At 61.1% G+C, this 18,292-nt stretch carries 16 protein-coding genes and 1 pseudogene; 7 read left to right on the top strand and 10 right to left on the bottom strand.

What is annotated here, in order from left to right:
• Positions 1-281 precede the first annotated feature (281 nt).
• The 3 genes from BMY98_RS10835 to BMY98_RS10825 form a co-directional block, all read right to left on the bottom strand.
• On the bottom strand, positions 282-881 hold the full coding sequence (locus BMY98_RS10835) for an HAD family hydrolase (protein WP_074888581.1): 600 nt from the start codon (positions 879-881) through the stop codon (positions 282-284).
• Positions 878-1,747 (bottom strand): acyl-CoA thioesterase II, encoded by an 870-nt coding sequence (gene tesB / locus BMY98_RS10830; protein ID WP_074888578.1) that lies wholly within the window; start codon positions 1,745-1,747, stop codon positions 878-880. Before tesB ends, BMY98_RS10835 begins: the two co-directional genes overlap by 4 nt.
• 128 nt (positions 1,748-1,875) lie before the next feature.
• Positions 1,876-2,439, bottom strand: a complete 564-nt coding sequence (locus BMY98_RS10825; protein ID WP_074888576.1) for a GNAT family N-acetyltransferase — start codon at positions 2,437-2,439, stop codon at positions 1,876-1,878.
• Positions 2,440-2,566: 127 nt separating this feature from the next.
• Here BMY98_RS10825 and BMY98_RS10820 point away from each other — a divergent pair, with 127 nt between their 5' ends.
• Together BMY98_RS10820 and BMY98_RS10815 are read left to right on the top strand one after the other, a co-directional pair.
• The gene (locus tag BMY98_RS10820; RefSeq protein ID WP_074888573.1) at positions 2,567-3,484 is read left to right on the top strand and encodes a histone deacetylase family protein; all 918 of its coding nucleotides are present in this window, start codon (positions 2,567-2,569) and stop codon (positions 3,482-3,484) included.
• Positions 3,485-3,679: 195 nt separating this feature from the next.
• Positions 3,680-4,918: a TIGR03862 family flavoprotein gene (locus BMY98_RS10815; protein ID WP_074888570.1), complete on the top strand. Its 1,239-nt coding sequence runs from the start codon at positions 3,680-3,682 to the stop codon at positions 4,916-4,918.
• Between the two features lie 23 nt (positions 4,919-4,941).
• On the opposite strand, the gene BMY98_RS10810 is transcribed toward BMY98_RS10815, so the two are convergent.
• On the bottom strand, positions 4,942-6,117 hold the full coding sequence (locus BMY98_RS10810) for an acyltransferase family protein (RefSeq protein ID WP_074888566.1): 1,176 nt from the start codon (positions 6,115-6,117) through the stop codon (positions 4,942-4,944).
• Positions 6,118-6,422: 305 nt separating this feature from the next.
• Here BMY98_RS10810 and BMY98_RS28070 point away from each other — a divergent pair.
• From BMY98_RS28070 to BMY98_RS10800, 3 genes and pseudogenes are all read left to right on the top strand, one after another.
• Positions 6,423-7,442, top strand: a pseudogene (locus BMY98_RS28070) (methyl-accepting chemotaxis protein); the annotation flags it as partial.
• On the top strand, positions 7,428-8,345 hold the full coding sequence (locus BMY98_RS28065; protein ID WP_425438864.1) for a methyl-accepting chemotaxis protein: 918 nt from the start codon (positions 7,428-7,430) through the stop codon (positions 8,343-8,345). The pseudogene BMY98_RS28070 and the gene BMY98_RS28065, both read left to right, overlap by 15 nt.
• 173 nt (positions 8,346-8,518) lie before the next feature.
• Positions 8,519-9,310: a substrate-binding domain-containing protein gene (locus BMY98_RS10800; RefSeq protein WP_074888561.1), complete on the top strand. Its 792-nt coding sequence runs from the start codon at positions 8,519-8,521 to the stop codon at positions 9,308-9,310.
• A 150-nt stretch (positions 9,311-9,460) separates the two neighbouring features.
• On the opposite strand, the gene BMY98_RS10795 is transcribed toward BMY98_RS10800, so the two are convergent.
• Positions 9,461-9,928: a metallophosphoesterase family protein gene (locus BMY98_RS10795; protein ID WP_074888559.1), complete on the bottom strand. Its 468-nt coding sequence runs from the start codon at positions 9,926-9,928 to the stop codon at positions 9,461-9,463.
• A 3-nt stretch (positions 9,929-9,931) separates the two neighbouring features.
• Complete coding sequence (locus tag BMY98_RS10790) at positions 9,932-11,140, bottom strand: MFS transporter (RefSeq protein ID WP_074888556.1); 1,209 nt, start codon at positions 11,138-11,140, stop codon at positions 9,932-9,934.
• A gap of 425 nt (positions 11,141-11,565) precedes the next feature.
• Here BMY98_RS10790 and BMY98_RS10785 point away from each other — a divergent pair, with 425 nt between their 5' ends.
• Both BMY98_RS10785 and BMY98_RS10780 read left to right on the top strand, forming a co-directional pair.
• Complete coding sequence (locus BMY98_RS10785; RefSeq protein WP_139214474.1) at positions 11,566-12,219, top strand: hypothetical protein; 654 nt, start codon at positions 11,566-11,568, stop codon at positions 12,217-12,219.
• A 189-nt stretch (positions 12,220-12,408) separates the two neighbouring features.
• On the top strand, positions 12,409-13,425 hold the full coding sequence (locus tag BMY98_RS10780; RefSeq protein WP_074888550.1) for a LacI family DNA-binding transcriptional regulator: 1,017 nt from the start codon (positions 12,409-12,411) through the stop codon (positions 13,423-13,425).
• Positions 13,426-13,646: 221 nt separating this feature from the next.
• On the opposite strand, the gene BMY98_RS10775 is transcribed toward BMY98_RS10780, so the two are convergent.
• The 4 genes from BMY98_RS10775 to BMY98_RS10760 form a co-directional block, all read right to left on the bottom strand.
• Positions 13,647-14,384, bottom strand: coding sequence for an SDR family oxidoreductase (locus BMY98_RS10775; protein WP_074888547.1), 738 nt, complete (start codon positions 14,382-14,384; stop codon positions 13,647-13,649).
• Between the two features lie 2 nt (positions 14,385-14,386).
• A complete protein-coding gene (locus tag BMY98_RS10770; RefSeq protein ID WP_074888544.1) occupies positions 14,387-15,919 on the bottom strand; it encodes an FGGY-family carbohydrate kinase in 1,533 nt (510 codons plus the stop codon).
• Positions 15,920-16,069: 150 nt separating this feature from the next.
• Positions 16,070-17,158, bottom strand: coding sequence for an alcohol dehydrogenase catalytic domain-containing protein (locus BMY98_RS10765; protein ID WP_074888541.1), 1,089 nt, complete (start codon positions 17,156-17,158; stop codon positions 16,070-16,072).
• Positions 17,159-17,330: 172 nt separating this feature from the next.
• Positions 17,331-18,290 carry an ABC transporter permease gene (locus BMY98_RS10760; protein ID WP_074888538.1) on the bottom strand — a complete coding sequence of 320 codons (960 nt, stop codon included), beginning with the start codon at positions 18,288-18,290 and terminating at the stop codon, positions 17,331-17,333.
• Positions 18,291-18,292 lie beyond the last annotated feature (2 nt).

Below are 18,292 nucleotides of genomic sequence, written 5' to 3'. Positions count from 1 at the left end.
TTGCATCAATTCCCTGTAGGAGCCGGCTTGCTGGCGAACGAGTCTAGTCAGGCGACAAAGGTGTCGCAGCAAGATCGCCTTCGCGGGCAAGCGCGCTCCTACAATTGGATCAGCGTCTAAACCGAAGTTTAGAGGCGCCGCGAAACCTGTAGGAGCGCGCTTGCCCGCGATCGCGGTGTGTCAGTCGCCATTGATGTTCCTGACAAGACGCCTTCGCGGGCAAGCGCGCTCCTAGAAGGGATTTGCCGCACGCCGGACCTTACCGATTGAACGCCGCCGCATCAGCGACTCGCGCCAATCATCTCCCGCAACGCCACGCAATCCTCCGCATGCCAGTCGGTCAGTTCTGGCCACGGGTTTTCCGGGAGATTGACCAGTACGGTCTGGGTGCCTGCCGCGCGGCCGCAGGCCAGGTCGAACTGATAGTCACCCACCATCACCATTTCCGAAGGCTGCACATTCCACGCTTGCGCCAGCTTCAGGAGGCCACCCGGATCGGGTTTCGGCGCCGCTTCGTCGCGACCGAGCACGTCGTCCACCGCAAAGCAGTCCGCGATGCCAATGGCCTCCAGCGTCACATGGGCAAGCTCCCGTGCATTGCGAGTCAGGATACCGAGCCGATAACCCCGCCCTGCCAGCTCCCTCACCAATTCGACAGCCCCCGTCGCGGGTTTGGACTCAATCGCCACCGCACGCTCGTGCTCCAGCAGCCAGGCATGTTTGGCCGCCGCGACGTCGGCCGGCAGCGCAGCGAGATGCCCGAGGATGTCGTCCTCCTGAGGGATATCCAGCGCGCGTTTGATGGCTGGAAAATCATGGGCGGCGACGGTCAGCGTGCCGTCCATGTCAAATACCCAGTGGCGTACCTGTGTAAGGCTCATGACCAATCCTTGCGATGGCGAATCAAACCTTCCTGGCTGACCGACGCCACAAGTTTGCCCGCACGGTTGAACACGCTGCCGCGGGAGAATCCGCGTGCGTTGCCGGCCCATGGACTGTCCATGGCATAGAGCAGCCAATCGTCAGCGCGCAGTTCACCATGGAACCACAGCGAGTGATCAAGGCTGGCGATCTGCATGTCTTTCTGCCAGACCGTCTTGCCGTGAGGCAGCAGAGAAGTGGTCAGCAGGTTGAAATCAGAGGCGTAGGCGAGCATGTAGCGGTGCAACGCGGGGATATCGGGCAGCGTGCCGTCGGCGCGAAACCACACGTATTTCACCGGGTCCGCAGGCTTGGGATTGTAGGGATCAGACTCGGTGACCGGCCGGAATTCGATGGGCTTGGGGCACAGCAGCTTGTCCTTCATGTGCTCCGGAATCAGGTGCTCGCGCTGACGCATCAGCTCAAGCTCGGACGGCAGACTTTCAGGACCGACCACGTGTGGCATTTGAGTCTGGTGCTCGAAGCCCTCTTCGTCGTACTGGAAAGACGCGCTGCAGGTGAAGATCGGCTGCCCCTTCTGGATAGCCGTCACCCGGCGCGTGCTGAAACTGCCGCCATCACGGACCCGGTCGACCTGATACACCACTGGCAAGTGCGCGTCGCCGGGGCGCAAAAAATAGCCATGCAGTGAATGCACATGGCGGGCGTCTTCGACCGTCTTGCTCGCCGCCGACAGCGACTGACCCAGCACCTGACCGCCAAACAGCTGGGGAAAGCCAAGGTCCTGGCTGCGCCCGCGGAAGAGGTTTTCTTCGATCGGCTCCAGGCTCAATAGCGACACCAGATCATCCAGCACGTGACTCATTCAGGGTTCCTCACACGGTCGTCTCGCCGACCGTCATTACATCAATCAGGCCATGGGCGCCGAAGTTCGGCGCAGATGGAAGTAGGACGAAATGATACAGAGGTTTGTAGCCCGATTCCCGCAGCGAATCACAGGGTCGCCAGCCAGCCTTTTCGGTTGATGCGATACAACACGTGGGGCCTGAGGGCATGGCCGTCGGGCAATTTCGGATGATCGAAGTTGTCAGCCGGATCGTTGCGCATGCCGATGGCCTGCATGACCTTTTGCGAAGGCAGATTGTTCACCGCCGCAAAGGCCACGATTTCATCCAGGTCCAGATGCTCGAAACCGCAGCCAAGCACCGTCCAGGCGGCTTCGCTGGCGTAACCCAGGCCCCAATGCTCGCGAGCCAGGCGCCAGCCGATTTCCACCGCAGGGGTAAATCCTGCGTCGAAGCCCACTACGCTCAGGCCGGTGAAGCCGATGAATTCGCCCGTATCCTTGCGCTCAAGGGCCCAGAACCCAAATCCGTACTCGGCAAAATGCCCGCGCACGCGGCCAATCAGCTTGGCGCTTTCCATGCGGCTCAAGGGCTGCGGGAAATAGCGCATCACTTGGGGATCGGCGCACATCTGCGCGAAAGTCGGCAAATCATCATCTCGCCATTGACGCATCAACAAGCGTGCGCTGTTGAGCTCAAGAATCGGCTCCATCGATCTTCTCCCTGTGCCTCGGCTTTCAAATTCCCTGCCGGCTGGCGATCTTCCCGCTCAGGCAAATCGCTGTGCGGTGATCGTCAGAACTGGCAAGATTCCCCTTCGAACCAGACGCGTGCCCACCATGCCCCTGCCCCTTATTTATCACGAAGACTACAGCCCGGACTTTCCGCCGGACCATCGCTTCCCGATGGACAAGTTCCGGCTTCTGCACGACCACCTTATCGACACCGGCCTGACGACAGATGCTCAATTGTTTCGCCCGCAGGTCTGCCCAACGGACATCCTCGCGCTCGCCCATGACCCTGGCTACATCAGCCGTTATATGGACGGCGCGCTGTCGCGGGAGGATCAACGTCGCCTTGGCCTGCCCTGGACCGAGGATCTCGCCCGACGTACGGTGCGTGCGGTGGGAGGTTCTTTGCTGACCGCAGAAATGGCGCTAAAACACGGACTGGCCTGTCACTTGGCGGGCGGGACCCATCATGCGCATTACGATTACCCGGCCGGTTTCTGCATCTTCAACGACCTGGCGATCATCAGTCAGTACCTGCTGCACAGCGGACGCGTCGACCGGGTGCTGATTTTCGACTGCGACGTGCATCAGGGCGACGGCACCGCGCGGATTCTCGAACACACCGATGACGCAATCACCGTCTCGCTGCACTGCGAAAAGAACTTCCCCGCGCGCAAGGCCCAGAGTGACTGGGACATTCCGCTGCCAATGGGCCTGGGTGACGACGATTATCTGAAAGTGGTCGACGACACCCTCAATTACCTGCTGCCGCTGTATCGGCCTGATCTGGTGCTGTACGACGCTGGCGTGGATGTGCACAAGGACGACGCGCTGGGGTATCTGCAGCTGACCGACACAGGGGTTGCCCGCCGTGACGAGGCGGTGATGCGCCATTGCCTGGGCCGGGACATTCCGGTGATGGGCGTGATTGGCGGTGGCTACAGCAAGGACCGGGAAGCGCTCGCCCGGCGGCACGGGATTCTGCACCACAGTGCCCAGCGCGTGTGGGTAGAGCGCGGCCTGTGAGCGATCGCAGAACTTACCCACATCCCCTGTGGAACCGCCTGTGGATAACCTGAGTGCAAGGCCACGATTCCCTGATAACACTGGGCCTGGCGCACGCTGTACGTTTTTTGATCAAAAAGTTTTCCACAGGCTGGCCGCGTTTCACGAAGCTCGCGTAGAATGCGCGCCCCTCTTTCCACCAGTGTCCGCCCAGCCATGACGTTTCCCGCCACCTCAAGCACCCAGACAGTCGTCATCATCGGCGGCGGACCTGCCGGCCTGATGGCCGCTGAAGTGCTGAGCCAGGCGGGGCTCAAGGTAGATCTCTACGACGCCATGCCCTCGGTCGGGCGCAAGTTTCTGCTGGCTGGTGTGGGCGGCATGAACATTACCCACTCCGAGCCGTCGCCTGCGTTCGTTTCCCGCTATGCCGAACGCGCCCCGCTGATCGCGCCGCTGCTGCGCAGCTTCGGCGCGCAGGCGCTGTGCGAGTGGATTCACGGTTTGGGCATCCAGACCTTCGTCGGCAGTTCGGGCCGCGTGTTCCCCACCGACATGAAAGCTGCGCCACTGCTGCGCGCCTGGCTCAAGCGCCTGCGTGAGTCCGGCGTAGTTATCCACACCCGTCACCGATGGCTGGGCTGGAATGCCGACAATACGTTGCGCATATCCGGTCCCGATGGCGAACTCGCCCTGAACCCTGCCGCCACGCTGCTGGCGTTGGGCGGGTCCAGTTGGTCGCGGCTGGGTTCGGATGGCGCGTGGGTGCCACTGCTTGAAGAACGCGGGGTCAGGATAGCGCCGTTGCAAGCCGCCAATTGCGGGTTCGACGTCTCGGCCTGGAGCGAACTGCTGCGCAGCAAGTTCGCCGGCGCGCCGCTGAAGAACATCGCGATGGGACTGCGAGACCAGACCTTGCGCCTGGGCGAATGCGTGATCACCCAGACTGGCGTGGAGGGCAGCCTCGTTTACGCCTTGTCCGCGCAGATCCGCGAGGCGATCAATCAGTCGGGCTCGGCCACGGTCGAGATTGATTTGCTGCCCGGAAAAACCGTCCCCCAGGTACAGAAGGCCCTGAGCAAACCGCGCGGTTCACGCTCGATGTCCAAGCATCTGCACAGCCAGTTGGGCCTCGACGGCGTGAAGGCGGCGCTGTTGCGCGAGCTTACCCCCGCAGTGACATTCGCTGATCCAGCCTTGCTTGCGCTGGCGATCAAGGCCTTGCCGCTGACACTGATCAAGCCGCGCCCGCTGGATGAAGCCATCAGCACAGCGGGCGGGGTGAGATTCGAAGCGCTGAACGAGCAATTGATGATCCCGTCCCTGCCGGGCGTGTTCTGCGCCGGAGAGATGCTCGACTGGGAGGCGCCCACCGGCGGATATTTGCTCACCGCCTGTTTCTCCAGCGGCCGCGCGGCAGGGCTGGGAATGGTGGACTGGCTCCGCCGCGAGTAGGCCTCAGCGTATCCATCGGGGGTTCACGCCGCGCGATCCACCTGCGGCTTCAAGCCATCACCCATGCCCTGACTGACCGGTGCTTTACTCGGCGATTGCCCGACCATCCGCTTGCCCAACTCGACGCCCTTCAGCTCGATGTACGTGTGAGCCAGGGCTGCCAGGCCAATCGCTACGAGGGTCACCGCGATCACCAGCGCGTTGTTGGCCAGCTCTGAGCCGGTGTCCATGAAACGCTGACCGTTGATCATCGGCGACAGATCTCGCCCGGTGAGCTTCTGCGCCACGATGAACACCGTCGACAGGCAAAACAGCAGCGCGGCGTGGGTCATATAGATGGAGTACGACAACTTGCCCAGCAGCCTGAATACCGCAGTTTTCAGGAAAGTCGATACCAGCCCGGCCTCGAACGCGAACACCAGCACCAGCACGCAGAACGTCAGGCTGGCAATGGGCGAGCGGTCGCTGTAGTCGTTCATCACCATCCAGTACGTTGTGCACGTCAGCCCCACTTCGAGCACCGTCATCAGCCAGCACACCGGCACGAATCGGTCGCGAATCAGCAGGTAAGCCAGGTACGTGATATTGCCGGCAAAGAAGCAGGACAGCCCCATCATGGCCCGCCAGACCAGCGGTTCGTGTTCAGTGAAGATCATCGTGAATGCAACGATGGCCACGCAGGCAAACATCACAAAGCGGCTTTTCAACGAAAGCAGGCACAGCGCGCCGAAGAGCAGGTAGATGTAGAACTCGATGCTGATGCTCCATGACGGGTAATTGAACGACATGGTTTCAGTGAGCGTCGTCCAGGCTTGCACCAGTAGCAGATTGGGCAGGATCTCTGACGGGTCGAACAGCCCGGTGAACGGCACGTTGTTCAGGGTAAACCCTTTCTTGTAGGCCGCCCAACGCACGCCTTCGAAGAGGATAAACACCAGCAGCATCACGACGTGCAGCGGGTACAGGCGGAATATTCTCGATATGACGAAACGCTTGAAGCCAAACGGCGCCTTCAGGCCATACGAGTGGGCAAGGACAAAACCGCTGAGCACAAAGAAGAAGTTGAGCAGGATCTCGGCTCTGCGAAAAAACGGCAGCTCGATGAACGCGCCCACGACATGCAGGTGATGGAACACCACCAGCAAGGCGAAAACGCCCCTGAAGCTGTCTAGCGTGGTAAATCGCTGAACTGACCCCATGGCCAAACGTCCTGTCGTGATTAGAAAATCGCCATCGGTGGCGGCGAAGTCTCGCGGCCTTTACACGGTAGTGCGTTAGCGGGCTTGCCAACAGTTGAAAGATTTCATGCCCGTTACAGATGACGGCGAAAAGATTGGCGCCAGCATTTGCCAACCTCGTACACGCTCATCAGACAAGTCACACATCGGTTACAGATTCTCCGCAGCCTGCCGATGCATTCGTACACATGAATGTTTCGCTGGCTCCATAACAACAACTCTCCAGCTGACGATTTCAAAAAATTACGGATTCTGGAGAAAATGGAATGAACAGCTGGATGGCCAACATCAGCGTCAATAAGAAGCTAGCCCTGGGCTTCGGCGTCGTGCTTGTACTGACTGCCCTGCTGGCCCTGGTGGGCTGGAACAGCCTGGGCCAGATGAGCTTACGCAGCCAATGGGTGGGTGATATCACCAAGCTCAGCCAGAAGCTCACCGACCTGCGGGTGACGCGCCTGCAATATATGCTCAGCAACGGCGACGAAGTGGCCGCGCAAAGCGTTCAGACCGCGCTCGACGCATTCAAGGCGCAGCAGCAATTTCTGCAAAAAACCTTCACTAACCCGCAGAACGTCCCGCTCATCAAAACCATGGGCGAGCAGATCAGCGCTTATGAAGGCTCGTTGAAAAAAATGCGCGAGTCCTACCTTGCGAGCGCCAAGGTGCGCGATAGCATGGGCGTCGACGCGGTGAACGCAGCCGACCTTATTGCCGCGATCAGCGATGATGTGATGAAGCTCGACCCGACGGATGAACGCCGTTTCGAGCAGTACCAGGCCGTCATCAAAGCCCGCGAAGACGTGATGCTGGTGCGTTATGAAGTACGCGGGTACACAGGCAGCGTCTCGGCCAAGACTGAAGAAGCGGCCATGCGCCAATTGACCACCGCCCTCGACGGCCTCGCGCCACTCAACGCCATGTTTGGCGGCACTCAGGCCGAGCGCCTGAAGCAGCTGGAAGCGGCGCTGATCGGCTATCGCAACTCGGTGCAGGGATTCAAGCTCGCCACTGGCAATATCAATGCTGCGCGCACCGAGATGACCGAGGAACAGGGTGTCATCGTGAAGCTGGCGCAACAGCTCACTGATCTGCAGAACACCTTGGGCCAGGCTGACATTCAGCAAGCCCGCACGCTGCAGTTGGCAGGCACGCTCCTGGCGCTGATTCTCGGCACCCTGGCGGCGATCATCATTACCCGCCAGATCACCCGTCCACTGCAGCAGACTCTGGCTGTCGTCGACCGCATTGCCTCCGGCGACTTGTCCCACAACATGGTCGTGACCCGCAAAGATGAACTGGGCGTTCTGCAAATGGGCATCCAGCGCATGGGCGCCACGTTGCGTGAGTTGATCGGCGGCATCCGTGACAGTGTCACGCAAATTGCCAGCGCAGCTGAAGAGCTGTCGGCCGTGACCGAACAGACCAGCGCCGGGGTCAACAGCCAGAAGGTCGAAACCGACCAGGTCGCCACCGCGATGCACGAAATGTCAGCCACTGTTCACGAGGTGGCGCGCAACGCCGAGCAGGCGTCGGTCGCCGCTTCTGCCGCTGACAAGCAGGCACGTGAAGGCGACAAAGTGGTAGGCGAAGCGATCGTGCAGATTGAGAAACTGGCCAGTGAAGTGGTCCGTTCCACTGACGCGATGTCGGTGCTGGAACAGGAAAGCGACAAGATCGGCAAGGTCATGGACGTGATCAAGGCCGTTGCCGAGCAGACCAACCTGTTGGCCCTCAACGCGGCCATCGAGGCGGCCCGTGCCGGTGAAGCCGGTCGCGGTTTTGCCGTGGTCGCCGACGAGGTGCGAGGCCTGGCGCAACGCACTCAGCAATCCACCGAAGAGATCGAAGGTCTGGTCGCCGCGCTGCAAAACGGCACTCGCCAGGTATCGGAGATCATGCTCAGCAGCCGCAACCTGACCGACAGCTCGGTGGCCCTGACCCGCAAGGCCGGAACGTCGCTGGAAAACATTACCCAGACAGTGTCGAACATTCAGGCCATGAACCAGCAGATCGCAGCCGCTGCCGAGCAGCAAAGCTCGGTGGCCGAAGAGATCAGCCGCAGCATCGTCAACGTGCGCGACGTGTCCGAACAGACGGCCGCCGCCAGCGAAGAAACTGCCGCTTCAAGCGTCGAACTCGCACGATTGGGCAACCAGCTGCAAATGCTGGTCAGCCACTTCAAGGTGTAAATCCGCTTTATCTGCGTCGGGCGAAAAGCCGCCCGACGCAGGCGGTGCAAGGGGTTGAAGACGAACATCGCAGGTGCACTGGCAAGAAAGGGATTTACTGATCTCACAATTGCCACATACTGCCCGCGCTGTTTTATTTCGTCATATTCATCTCCAACGCCGGGTTTATCTCCATGAAAAGAATGTTGCCTTATCTCCTCAGTGCCGCCCTCTCCCTCGTTCCTGTCGCCTTCTCCCACGCCGCCACGGCACCTGCACCGGTCCAGCTGATCGTGCTGAGTTCGGGCGGGATCATGGGCGCGTTCAAGGCTGTAGCCCCCGATTACGAACAGCGCGCCGGCGTGAAGCTGCAAGGAGAAGTGGCGCCTTCAATGGGCGCGACGCCCCAGGCAATTCCCAACCGACTGGCGCGCCACGAGCCGGCCGACGTGGTGTTGATGGTCGGTGCGGCGCTGGACAAGTTAATCAAGGAAGGCAAGGTCGATCCGAAGACCCGCGTCGATCTGGGCAAATCCTACATCGCCATGGCCGTGCGTCACGGCGCGCCGCACCCGGACATCAGCACCATGGAAGCCTTCAAGCAGACCCTGCTGGACGCCAAAAGCATTGCCTACTCGGACAGCGCCAGCGGCGTGTACTTGTCCCGCGTGCTGTTCAGCCAGATGCACATCGCCGACCGGATTCAGAGCAAAAGCCGCATGATCCCCGCCGAGCCCGTCGGCGAAGTCGTCGCACGCGGAGACGCCGAGATCGGCTTTCAGCAGCTGAGCGAGCTCAAGCCGGTGGAGGGCATCGACATCATCGGCCTGATCCCCGACCAGGCGCAGCAGATGACCCTCTACTCCGCGGGCGTGGTGATCCAGAGCAAACACCCTGAGCAGGCCAAACAGTTTCTGGAGTTTCTGAGCTCATCGGCAGCCGCGCCAGCCATCAAGGCCAGCGGCCTGGACCCGATTGCGAAGTAACCGGGATATTCGGCGAACGCTATCAGATCAAGGAGGCGGCTTGCTGGCGAACGCGGCGTGCCAGGCGACAGGGATTCATAGACTGAACGCCATCGCGGGCCAGCGCGCTCCTACGCCGGTCGGCAGAGGCGAGACCAAGACAAGCCGGGGTTATGTGAGCGCCAGCTCGATCAACTCACCGCGCACTTCGTCGCCATCGATGTGCAGCAGGCCGATCGTGATCGGCAATTTAAATCGTCGCGGTCCGGCGCTGCCCGGGTTGATGAACAGCACGCCGTTGCGCATCTGCTGCAAGGGCCGGTGGGAGTGCCCGGTGACCACGACACGGACACCTTCGGGCAATGCTTTCGGCACATCGGCCAGTATGTGCGTGGTGTAAATCGCTAGGCCGCCGATCCGCAAAACCGCTTCGTACGGCACGTCGCAGGCCCAGGCGTCGTCGGTGTCATTGTTGCCTCGCACCACCGTGAGTGGCGCGATGGCCTTCAACGCCTCGAGGATTTCCGGCTTGCCGATGTCGCCACCGTGGATCAGGTAATCGCAGCCCTGCAATGCCTGCAGTGCCTGAGGGCGCAGCAGGCCGTGGGTGTCCGAGATCAAGCCGACTTTAACGCTCATTGTTCAGCTCCCGGACGCCGACAGGGCGGCCTGTTTTGACTGCACACGCTTCATGCTGATCATCGCCAGCAAGGCCACGACGGCCACCAGCGCGGCGAAGAATTCGCCCACATGCTCCAGACCAAACACTCGCACGCTGAAACCCACCGCCACCACCGGCACCGAGATCGACACGTAAAGCACCACGAAGAATGCTGACGTCACGGCAGCCTTCTGATGAGGCGGGCTACTGGCCGTGACCGCGCCCATGCCGGCGCGCAGGATCATGCCCTGGCCGACGCCTGCCACCAGCCCCGCCGCAATCAACAGCCCCAACTGCGAGGTAGCAATGCTCAGCCCCAGACAAATCATGCCGATGATCAACCCGACGCAACCGAGGGTCATGTGCCGGTCCTTCGGCAAGACCTGCAAAAGCGCCTGGCCGATGATGGAGGCGACGAAGAACAAGCCGATCACCGCGCCGATCAACAGCCCGCCTTGCTCATGCATGACGTGGATCATCACCGACGGCACCATGCTGGTGAACAATCCTGCCACGCTGAAACCCGCCAGCCCGGCGATGGACGCGGAGATAAACACGCTGCGCACGGAAGCCGGAACGGAAGGCTTTTGGATGCCCAGTTTCAGCACCGCAGGACGCTGTACGGTTTCGCGAATCAGCGCGATGCCGAGCGTCGCCAGCACGAGCATTCCCAGGTGCACGTAGAACACCAGGTGCAGCGCGTCCGGCAGAAACTGGGAGGTGTAGCCAGCGAGCAGAGGCCCGATGCCGAGGCCGAACATGTTGGCGGCCGTGGCCACGAGCGTGGCGTTCTTCCAGCTCTTGGGGGCCAGTTCGATGACGGCAACAGTGGCCGTGCCGGTCATGATGCCCGCGCTGAAGCCGGAAAAAAGCCGGCCGATCAGCAGGCCGCCAATTGAATCGCTGAACAGAAAGATGACCGCGCTTATAGCCCCCATCGCCAGCCCTGCCAGCAACAACGGCTTGCGCCCTAATTGATCGGACCAGCTGCCGACCGCCAACAGTGCTGCGATAACGCCCGCCGCATAGATCGAGAAAATGATCGTCAACCAGCTCGCGTCGAAGCCGAGCCGCTGTTGATAGAGCGCATACAACGGCGTGGGCAGCGTGGTGCCGACCATGGCAATGAGCAACGCGCAAGCGGCGAAGATGAAATCGCGCGTGGAAGAAGGGGAAGCAGGCAAGGACATGAGCGCTCCGGGCACCGGTATAAACAAGACACGCAGTGTCGCTGATCCAGACCAGGCAAGGTAGACCTGAGAGCGTTGTCGAGGTTCATGCTCAGCCGATTTTGAAGTATGCGTGAACATATTCAACATCAGGTTAAACACTTTGACTTTGTGTGTTTCACGCCCATCAGCCCGCATGAGCGGCCCGATCCCGCAATGCTGCGGTAGTATTCACGCGGAAACTGCGGATTTAAAAAATCGCAAGAGCGGATATAACAAAAGACTGTTACTGAAGAAGAGAAAAAGCGGAAGAATGAACTTATCTGCTGTTTGGCGAGCCCGGAAAAGTTCTTTAGAGTCGCGCCCCTTAATACCGGCTCGGCAGTGAAAAACTTGTGAACAACGATCTAAAACTTATTAAATCGGCACTGACGCGCTTTAGCGTCATGCTGACGCTTACCCTCTTCAGTATCGGCATGGTGTTCATCGACATCTTCGTCGCTAAAACGGACATCCTCGAAACCTCGTTCACCGAAGTCAGCCAGGAAGTCATGCTGGCGATCATCGCGGGGGTGTTCTGGGTCTCGGCGCGCCAACCAGGGCAACGAGGCATTGGCATCCTGATTGGCGGCTTCTTTGCCTGCATGCTGATTCGTGAGCTGGACGGGTTGTTTGACCCGATCAGTCACAGTTTCTGGCTATGGCCCGCCCTGCTCACTGCTGGCACCTGCGTCTACAAGGCGTTGGGCAACAAGAGTGCGCGGCGCGACGTGGTCTCGGGCCTGGCTCGCTTCTCAGTGCGCCCAGCCTTCGGCTTCGTCATGGCGGGCCTGCTGGTGCTGATCTTCTCGCGACTGTTCGGCATGGGCTCGCTGTGGCACGGCATCCTTCAGGGCGGCTACGCGCGACTGGCGAAAACCACCGTCGAAGAAGGCGTCGAATTGCTGGCTTACAGCATTTGCCTGAGCGGCGCGCTGGATTACATGCTTGAGCTGCGCCGCGAGCTTTCCCGCTTTGACGAGCTCACCGAATTGCAGATTTCCACTCCCGTCAAAGCCAGACCCCGCGCACACGCCCAGGCAATGGAAACCAGCGTCTGACCCTGGCGCCCGGTTATCGGCAGAGCGTCATCAGACAGTCAGCCAGCGTCCGAAAATAAAGCCGTCGCATTGCTTGCCAGCCCCGACATCGTCATCCCTTTCGCGCCCTCCATCGTGCTAGCCTTGGCACTCTTTGGAGGGATGCGACTGCCCCGCAGGTTGTCCCGGATTTCAGGCAGCCAATCGCCCATGAGCAAGAAAACCCCCGTCACCATTTCCGACATCGCCCGCCGAGTGAACATGACGCCTGTCACTGTTTCCCGGGCGCTGAACAAACCCGATCTGGTCAAGCCCGCCACCCTGGCGCGCATTCTGGAAGTGGCGCAAGAGCTCGATTACGTCCCCAATGCCTTTGCCCGCAGCCTCAAGCGCAGCGAGAGCATGATCATCGGGGTCATTACCGCGTCGGTGGACAACCCCTTCTACAGCGAGATGATCAAGGCGATTTCCCGCGAGGCGAAAACCCGCGGTTACACCATCATGCTGGTGGACACCGACGGCTCCGAAGAACTCGAAGCCAAGGCAGTGGATACGCTGCTGAGTTATCGCGTGGCCGGCATCGTGCTGTCGCCGGTGTCGGACGAGCCGGCGTACCAGCCGGTCTATCTCAGTCGCCTGGGCAACGGCGACATTCCCGTGGTGCAACTGGACCGCGCATTGCCTGCCAGCCCGTTCAGCCATGTGGTGCTGGATAACTATCACAGCGGCTTGAAAGGCGCCCGCTACCTGCTGGCGCAAAGCCCGACGATGAGCCGCATGCTGGTGCTGACCGGCCCTGCGCATTCGCGGATTTCCGAGGAGCGTCTGAAGGGCGTGAAAGCGGCGATTGTCGAGAGCGGCAAGCCGGTGCAACTGGATGTGTTTGCCGGTGATTACACCCTGGAGCCGTCGCACCAGAGCACGCTGGATTACCTGCGCGACCATCCAGTGCCAGACGCGATTTTCGGCTTCAACCAGCTCATCACCCTGGGCGCCATGAAAGCCCTGCGCGACCGCGATATCGCCCACAACAGCGTGGCCATCTGCGGCATTGACCGGCTGCCGTTCGCCGACATCTTCGGCATCCCCATCGCCTGCATCGCCCACGATGCGTCTCTGGCCGGAAGCAGCGCGGTGAAACTGCTGCTGGAGCGAATCGAGGACCGGCATCTGCCGAAGGCCCAGGTGGTGATTGTCGGGGAGTTGGAGAATGGCGTTGGCGGGTGAGCCTTTATTATCGACTCATCGCCAAACCTCTCCCGTGAAACTCTTACCCTCCCCAACTCGACGCGGTCCCCTGTAGGAGCGTGGCTTGTCCCGCGATCGACCGGGAACCGGTCGCGATGACAGACGCTACGGTATTTCTGTTTCACCGCGTCGACAGACTTTGCTGCCGGTGCCCGGCAGATCGCGGGACAAGCCACGCTCCTACCATTGCGAGTTGCGTTCTACCGGCTCGTGTAACCCCCATCAATCGGCAACGACACACCACTGATCATCGACGCCGCGCTGCTCAGCAGGAACAGGATCGGCGCCGCGACTTCTGCGGTTTCAGCGAAGCGGCCGAGGGGAATGGCTGCCAGCGCCGGGTCGCGTTTGCTCGGCTCACTCCAGGCCATCTGCGCCATGGGCGTCAGGGTCACAGTCGGGTTCACGCTGTTGACGCGAATCCCGTGCCGGCCCCATTCGCCACACTGCACACGGCTCATGGCATCCATCGCGCCCTTTGACGCGCAGTAGCTCAAGTGATCGTCCAGCGCCACCAATGAGGCTTGGCTCGACACGTTGACGATGCTCCCCGCCACGCCTTCAGCGATCATCTTCTTCGCCACTGCCCCCGCGATCATCGCCGCCGCCCGCACATTGACCGACATGACCTGATCGAACGCCTCAGCGCTCACCTCGGTCGCGGACTCCAATATGGAAATCCCGGCGCAGTTGACCAGGCCGTGCATCACCGGCAAGTCCGCCAGCACTGCGGCCAATGACGGCTGATCAGCCACGTCCACGCGCAACGCCAAACAGCCCTGCCCCGCGAGCTTTTCCAGCGCCGACGCATCGCGGCCGATGGCATACACCTCGGCGCCGCTGCTCAACAGTTGCTGCGCGACCTCCCAGCCAATGCCGCTGCTGGCGCCGGTGACCAAAATGCGCTGGCCGCTGAAATCAAATTGAGCCGTGTTCACAGTCACGCTCCCTGCAAGCGATGCATGATCGGTTTCAGCGCCGGGTACAGCGCCACGTAATCGGCGAACAGCCGCGAATACAGCGCGACGTTCTCCGTTTGAGGCTCGGCCCGTAGCTCCAGTTGGACCCAGCCTTTGTGGACCTGCGCCTCATCCACCAGACCGACCGCATGAGCAGCGAGCAGCGCGGCACCGAGCGCCGCTTCGACTTCCTGGACGATGGTGTAGACCGGAAAGTTGGTGACGTCGGCGATGATTTGCATCCACAGGTCCGAGTGGCTGGCACCGCCGACCACGATCAGCCGAGGGTCCAGGGATTGCGCGCCTTTGGTGCCCGCTTCGATGTTGTGCCGAAGCGCGAAAGTGACGCCTTCGAGCACCGCGCGATACAGATGGATTCGACTGTGATAAAGGCTCAGGCCGACAAAGCTGCCGCTGGCTTTGGCGTCCCATACCGGACTGCGCTCGCCCATCAGGTACGGTTGGAACAGCACGCCATCGCTACCGGCCGGGATCTTCATTGCCGCGCGCTCGAGTATCACGTGGCTGTCTTCGCCGGTCTCGCGGCCTTGCTGCTCTTCAGCCTGACAGAACTGCTCGCGAAACCAGCTGACCGAGGCGCCGGCGGTGATTGCGCCGCCGAAGATGTAGAGGTCCTTCGCGCCGTTGAAGACGTGGGGGAAACTGACCAGGCCGTGCCGGGCGTCTACCTGCTGATTGAGGTAGCCCCAGCACATGCTGGTGCCGATCATCGCCACGTGATTGCCGGCCTGGGTGACGCCCGCAGCGAAGGTCGCCATGGCGGCATCGACACCGCCACCGAGCAGCGGAATGTGAGGGGTGAGCCCAAGGCGGTCGGCCCATTCGGGCAACAAGCCACCGACCACATCACCGGAGTGAACCAGGCGCTCGGGCATCATCGACGCCGGGATGCCCAGCGCGTCGAGCATCTCTGCCGACCAGCCCCGCGCCTTGACGTCGTAGACGCCGCCGATGTTGCCGGCAGAGCTGTGGTCCACCGCGACCTCGCCGGTCAGGCAGTAATTGACGTAGCTATTGGGCGGTAGCAGGTAGCGCGTGTCGGCCCAGACTTGCGGCTGTTTGTCCTTGAGCCAGAGCATTTTGGTGAAGCCGTAATAGCTGTCCACCGAATTGCCGGTGATCGTGTAAAGCCGCTCAAGGTCGACGTGTTGATTGACCCACTCGACCTGGGCTTCGGCGCGGCGGTCCATCCAGATCAGGCACGGGTACAAGGGTTTGATCTGAGCATCGACGGCAATGCCGGAGCCGCCATACAGGCTGCTGACACACAGGGCTTTGACGCTGTCTTTGGGCAACGCGCTTTTGCGCATGCAGGCGGCGACACAGATTTCCACGGCGTCGAGCCAGACCTGCGGCCATTGTTCGGCCCAGCGCGGTTTGGGGGTGTCGACCTTATAACTGTGGCTGTGCTGCGCGATGATCCGGCCTTGGGCATCGACCAGTAACGCCTTGGTGCTTTGGGTGCCGATGTCGACACCGATGACGTAATCCATCCGGGTGCGCTCTTGTTGTTATTGGGTTGTTTGAGGCGTGCCACGGTCCCCTGTAGGAGCCATCGGAGGTCACGACGGTCGCGAAAGCGTTGTGTCAGGTACACCGCATCGCGACCGTCGTAACCTCCGATGGCTCCTACAGAGACAGCGTTATGCGTTGACCGGCTTGAGCAGCACCTTGATCGACTTGGTCGAATCGGCCAGGGCGAACGCTTCGGCGTAGTCGTCCAGACCGAAGTCGTGGGTGACGATGCCTTCCGATGTCACCAGCCCGCGCTCGAACAGGTCGATGGCGATCGGGTAGCAATAGGGCCCCAAGTGAGCGCCGCGTACATCCAGTTCTTTACGATCGCCGATGATCGACCAGTCAGCGCTGGTCTCGGCGCCGAACACGCTGAACTCCACAAAGCGGCCCAGCTTGCGGATCAGATCAAGGCCTTGGGTGACGCCGATCGGCACGCCCGTGGTCTCGATGTAAACGTCGCAGCCGTAGCCATCGGTGAGCCCGTTGATGATCTCTTTCGCGTTGTCTCGGCTCGGGTTGATCACCACGTCGGCGCCGAATTTTTTCGCCAACTCCAGGCGCTCGTCGACCATATCGATGACCACCAGCTTCTTCGGCGTTTTCAGCGCAGCGACCTGCACCATGCACAGACCGAGGGTGCCGGCGCCGGCAATCACCAGGACGTCGTCGAGCTGAACATCACCGCGGTTGACGGTGTGAATCGAGCAGGCCATCGGCTCGATCAGCGCCGAATCTTCCAGTGAAACCGACTCGGGAATGTGGTGCACGATGGCGGTTTTCGGGATGCGCATGTACTGCGCCATGCCGCCCTCGGCGACGTCTTTCTGGAAGCCGAAGATGTTGTGCACTTCGCACATCCAGTACTTGCCGGACTTGCAAAACTTGCACTTCTCGCACGGGACGATCTGCTCGGCGATGACCTTGTCCCCCACCTTTACGCCGAAGTGCTCTTCAGCGCCCTCGCCCACCGAGTCGACATAACCGAAAAACTCGTGGCCGGGCACCACAGGCGCTTTCACCCACGGGCTCTCGCCCCCCCAGAACATCGCCGCGCCCGAGTGACATTTGCAGTCACTGGCGCAGATCCCGCAGGCTCCGATGCGGATCACCAGTTCATTGGCCCGCGCAACGGGTTTGCTGATCTGCTCCAGACGGTAGTCTTTCGGAGCATGGCAGACGACGGCTTGCATGGTGGTTTTTGTGTTTTGTTCCATGTCGGGTTACCTGTTTTGATGTTTGGATGACGGCTGAGATAGCCGATATCGTTTCAAATTCATCAGTGACTGGACCGGCCCTATCGCGAGCAAGCTCACTCCTACAATGATCGCGTCGCCCTGTAGGAGTGAGCTTGCTCGCGATGAGGCAGGCACGGACGTCGCAGATCCATCATTTATGCCGCTGCCGACTGATGAAAATCGCCAGCAAAATGATTCCGCCCTTGATCACGCTTTGCACATAGGGCGACACGCCGAGCATGTTCAGGCCGTTGTTCAGCACGCCAAGCAGCATCGCGCCCACCAGCGTGCCGATGATCACGCCACGACCGCCGGCAATCGACGCACCGCCGAGCACCACAGCCGCAATGGCGTCCAGTTCGAAGCCGACGCCGGCGTTCGGTTGCCCGCTCATCAGCCGTGACGACAACACCAGCCCGGCAATCGCTGCCGTCAGCCCGCTGATCGAGTACACCAGCAGCTTGAACCGCGAGGCGCGCACGCCGGACAGCCGCACGGCTTCTTCGTTACCACCGATGGCGTAAATGTAGCGACCGACGCGGGTGTGCTGCAGCAGCACCCAGGCGAAAAAGTAGGTCGCCAGCATGATCAGGATAGGCACTTGAATGCCGAACAGCGTGCCGCGTCCGAACCAGGCGAACCAGTCCGGCATCCCTGCAATCGGGTAGCCGTCGGTGTACATCAGGCCCAGCCCGCGCGCGATGCCCATGGTCGCCAGCGTGACGATGATCGGCGGCATTTTCAGGTAAGCCACAAAGATACCGTTGCCCACCCCGAAGCCCACACCAATCAGCAAGCCGATGAGGATCGCGATCGGCGCCGGGACGCCTGCCACCATCAGCCCGGTGGTCAGCGTGCCGGACAATGCCATCACCGGACCCACCGACAAATCGATACCGCCGGTGAGGATCACGCAGGTCATGCCGACCGCGATGATTGCGTTGATCGACACCTGGCGGGCGATGTTTTCCAGGTTCGCCCCGGTGAGAAACTTGTCGCTGGCGAAAATCATGAAGACCGTCACCACCACCAGCCCCACGAAGGGATAGAAGGCGGGCGAGCGGATCAATCGAGCGAAGTTGAGCTGCATCCGGTTGGGCTGCGCGGTCATGG

It is taken from the genome of Pseudomonas graminis (genome assembly GCF_900111735.1).
Taxonomy (GTDB): Bacteria; Pseudomonadota; Gammaproteobacteria; order Pseudomonadales; family Pseudomonadaceae; genus Aquipseudomonas; species Aquipseudomonas graminis.
Note: the sequence above shows the minus strand (reverse complement) of the source record. Positions and strands in the feature narration are given on the sequence as shown.

Coding starts and splice junctions, on each gene's coding strand:
- BMY98_RS10835 (WP_074888581.1), bottom strand. CDS start 881: ATGAGCCTTACACAGGTACGCCACTGGGTATTTGACATGGACGGCACG.
- tesB (WP_074888578.1), bottom strand. CDS start 1,747: ATGAGTCACGTGCTGGATGATCTGGTGTCGCTATTGAGCCTGGAGCCG.
- BMY98_RS10825 (WP_074888576.1), bottom strand. CDS start 2,439: ATGGAGCCGATTCTTGAGCTCAACAGCGCACGCTTGTTGATGCGTCAA.
- BMY98_RS10820 (WP_074888573.1), top strand. CDS start 2,567: ATGCCCCTGCCCCTTATTTATCACGAAGACTACAGCCCGGACTTTCCG.
- BMY98_RS10815 (WP_074888570.1), top strand. CDS start 3,680: ATGACGTTTCCCGCCACCTCAAGCACCCAGACAGTCGTCATCATCGGC.
- BMY98_RS10810 (WP_074888566.1), bottom strand. CDS start 6,117: ATGGGGTCAGTTCAGCGATTTACCACGCTAGACAGCTTCAGGGGCGTT.
- BMY98_RS28065 (WP_425438864.1), top strand. CDS start 7,428: ATGGTCGTGACCCGCAAAGATGAACTGGGCGTTCTGCAAATGGGCATC.
- BMY98_RS10800 (WP_074888561.1), top strand. CDS start 8,519: ATGAAAAGAATGTTGCCTTATCTCCTCAGTGCCGCCCTCTCCCTCGTT.
- BMY98_RS10795 (WP_074888559.1), bottom strand. CDS start 9,928: ATGAGCGTTAAAGTCGGCTTGATCTCGGACACCCACGGCCTGCTGCGC.
- BMY98_RS10790 (WP_074888556.1), bottom strand. CDS start 11,140: ATGTCCTTGCCTGCTTCCCCTTCTTCCACGCGCGATTTCATCTTCGCC.
- BMY98_RS10785 (WP_139214474.1), top strand. CDS start 11,566: ATGCTGACGCTTACCCTCTTCAGTATCGGCATGGTGTTCATCGACATC.
- BMY98_RS10780 (WP_074888550.1), top strand. CDS start 12,409: ATGAGCAAGAAAACCCCCGTCACCATTTCCGACATCGCCCGCCGAGTG.
- BMY98_RS10770 (WP_074888544.1), bottom strand. CDS start 15,919: ATGGATTACGTCATCGGTGTCGACATCGGCACCCAAAGCACCAAGGCG.
- BMY98_RS10765 (WP_074888541.1), bottom strand. CDS start 17,158: ATGGAACAAAACACAAAAACCACCATGCAAGCCGTCGTCTGCCATGCT.
- BMY98_RS10760 (WP_074888538.1), bottom strand. CDS start 18,290: ATGACCGCGCAGCCCAACCGGATGCAGCTCAACTTCGCTCGATTGATC.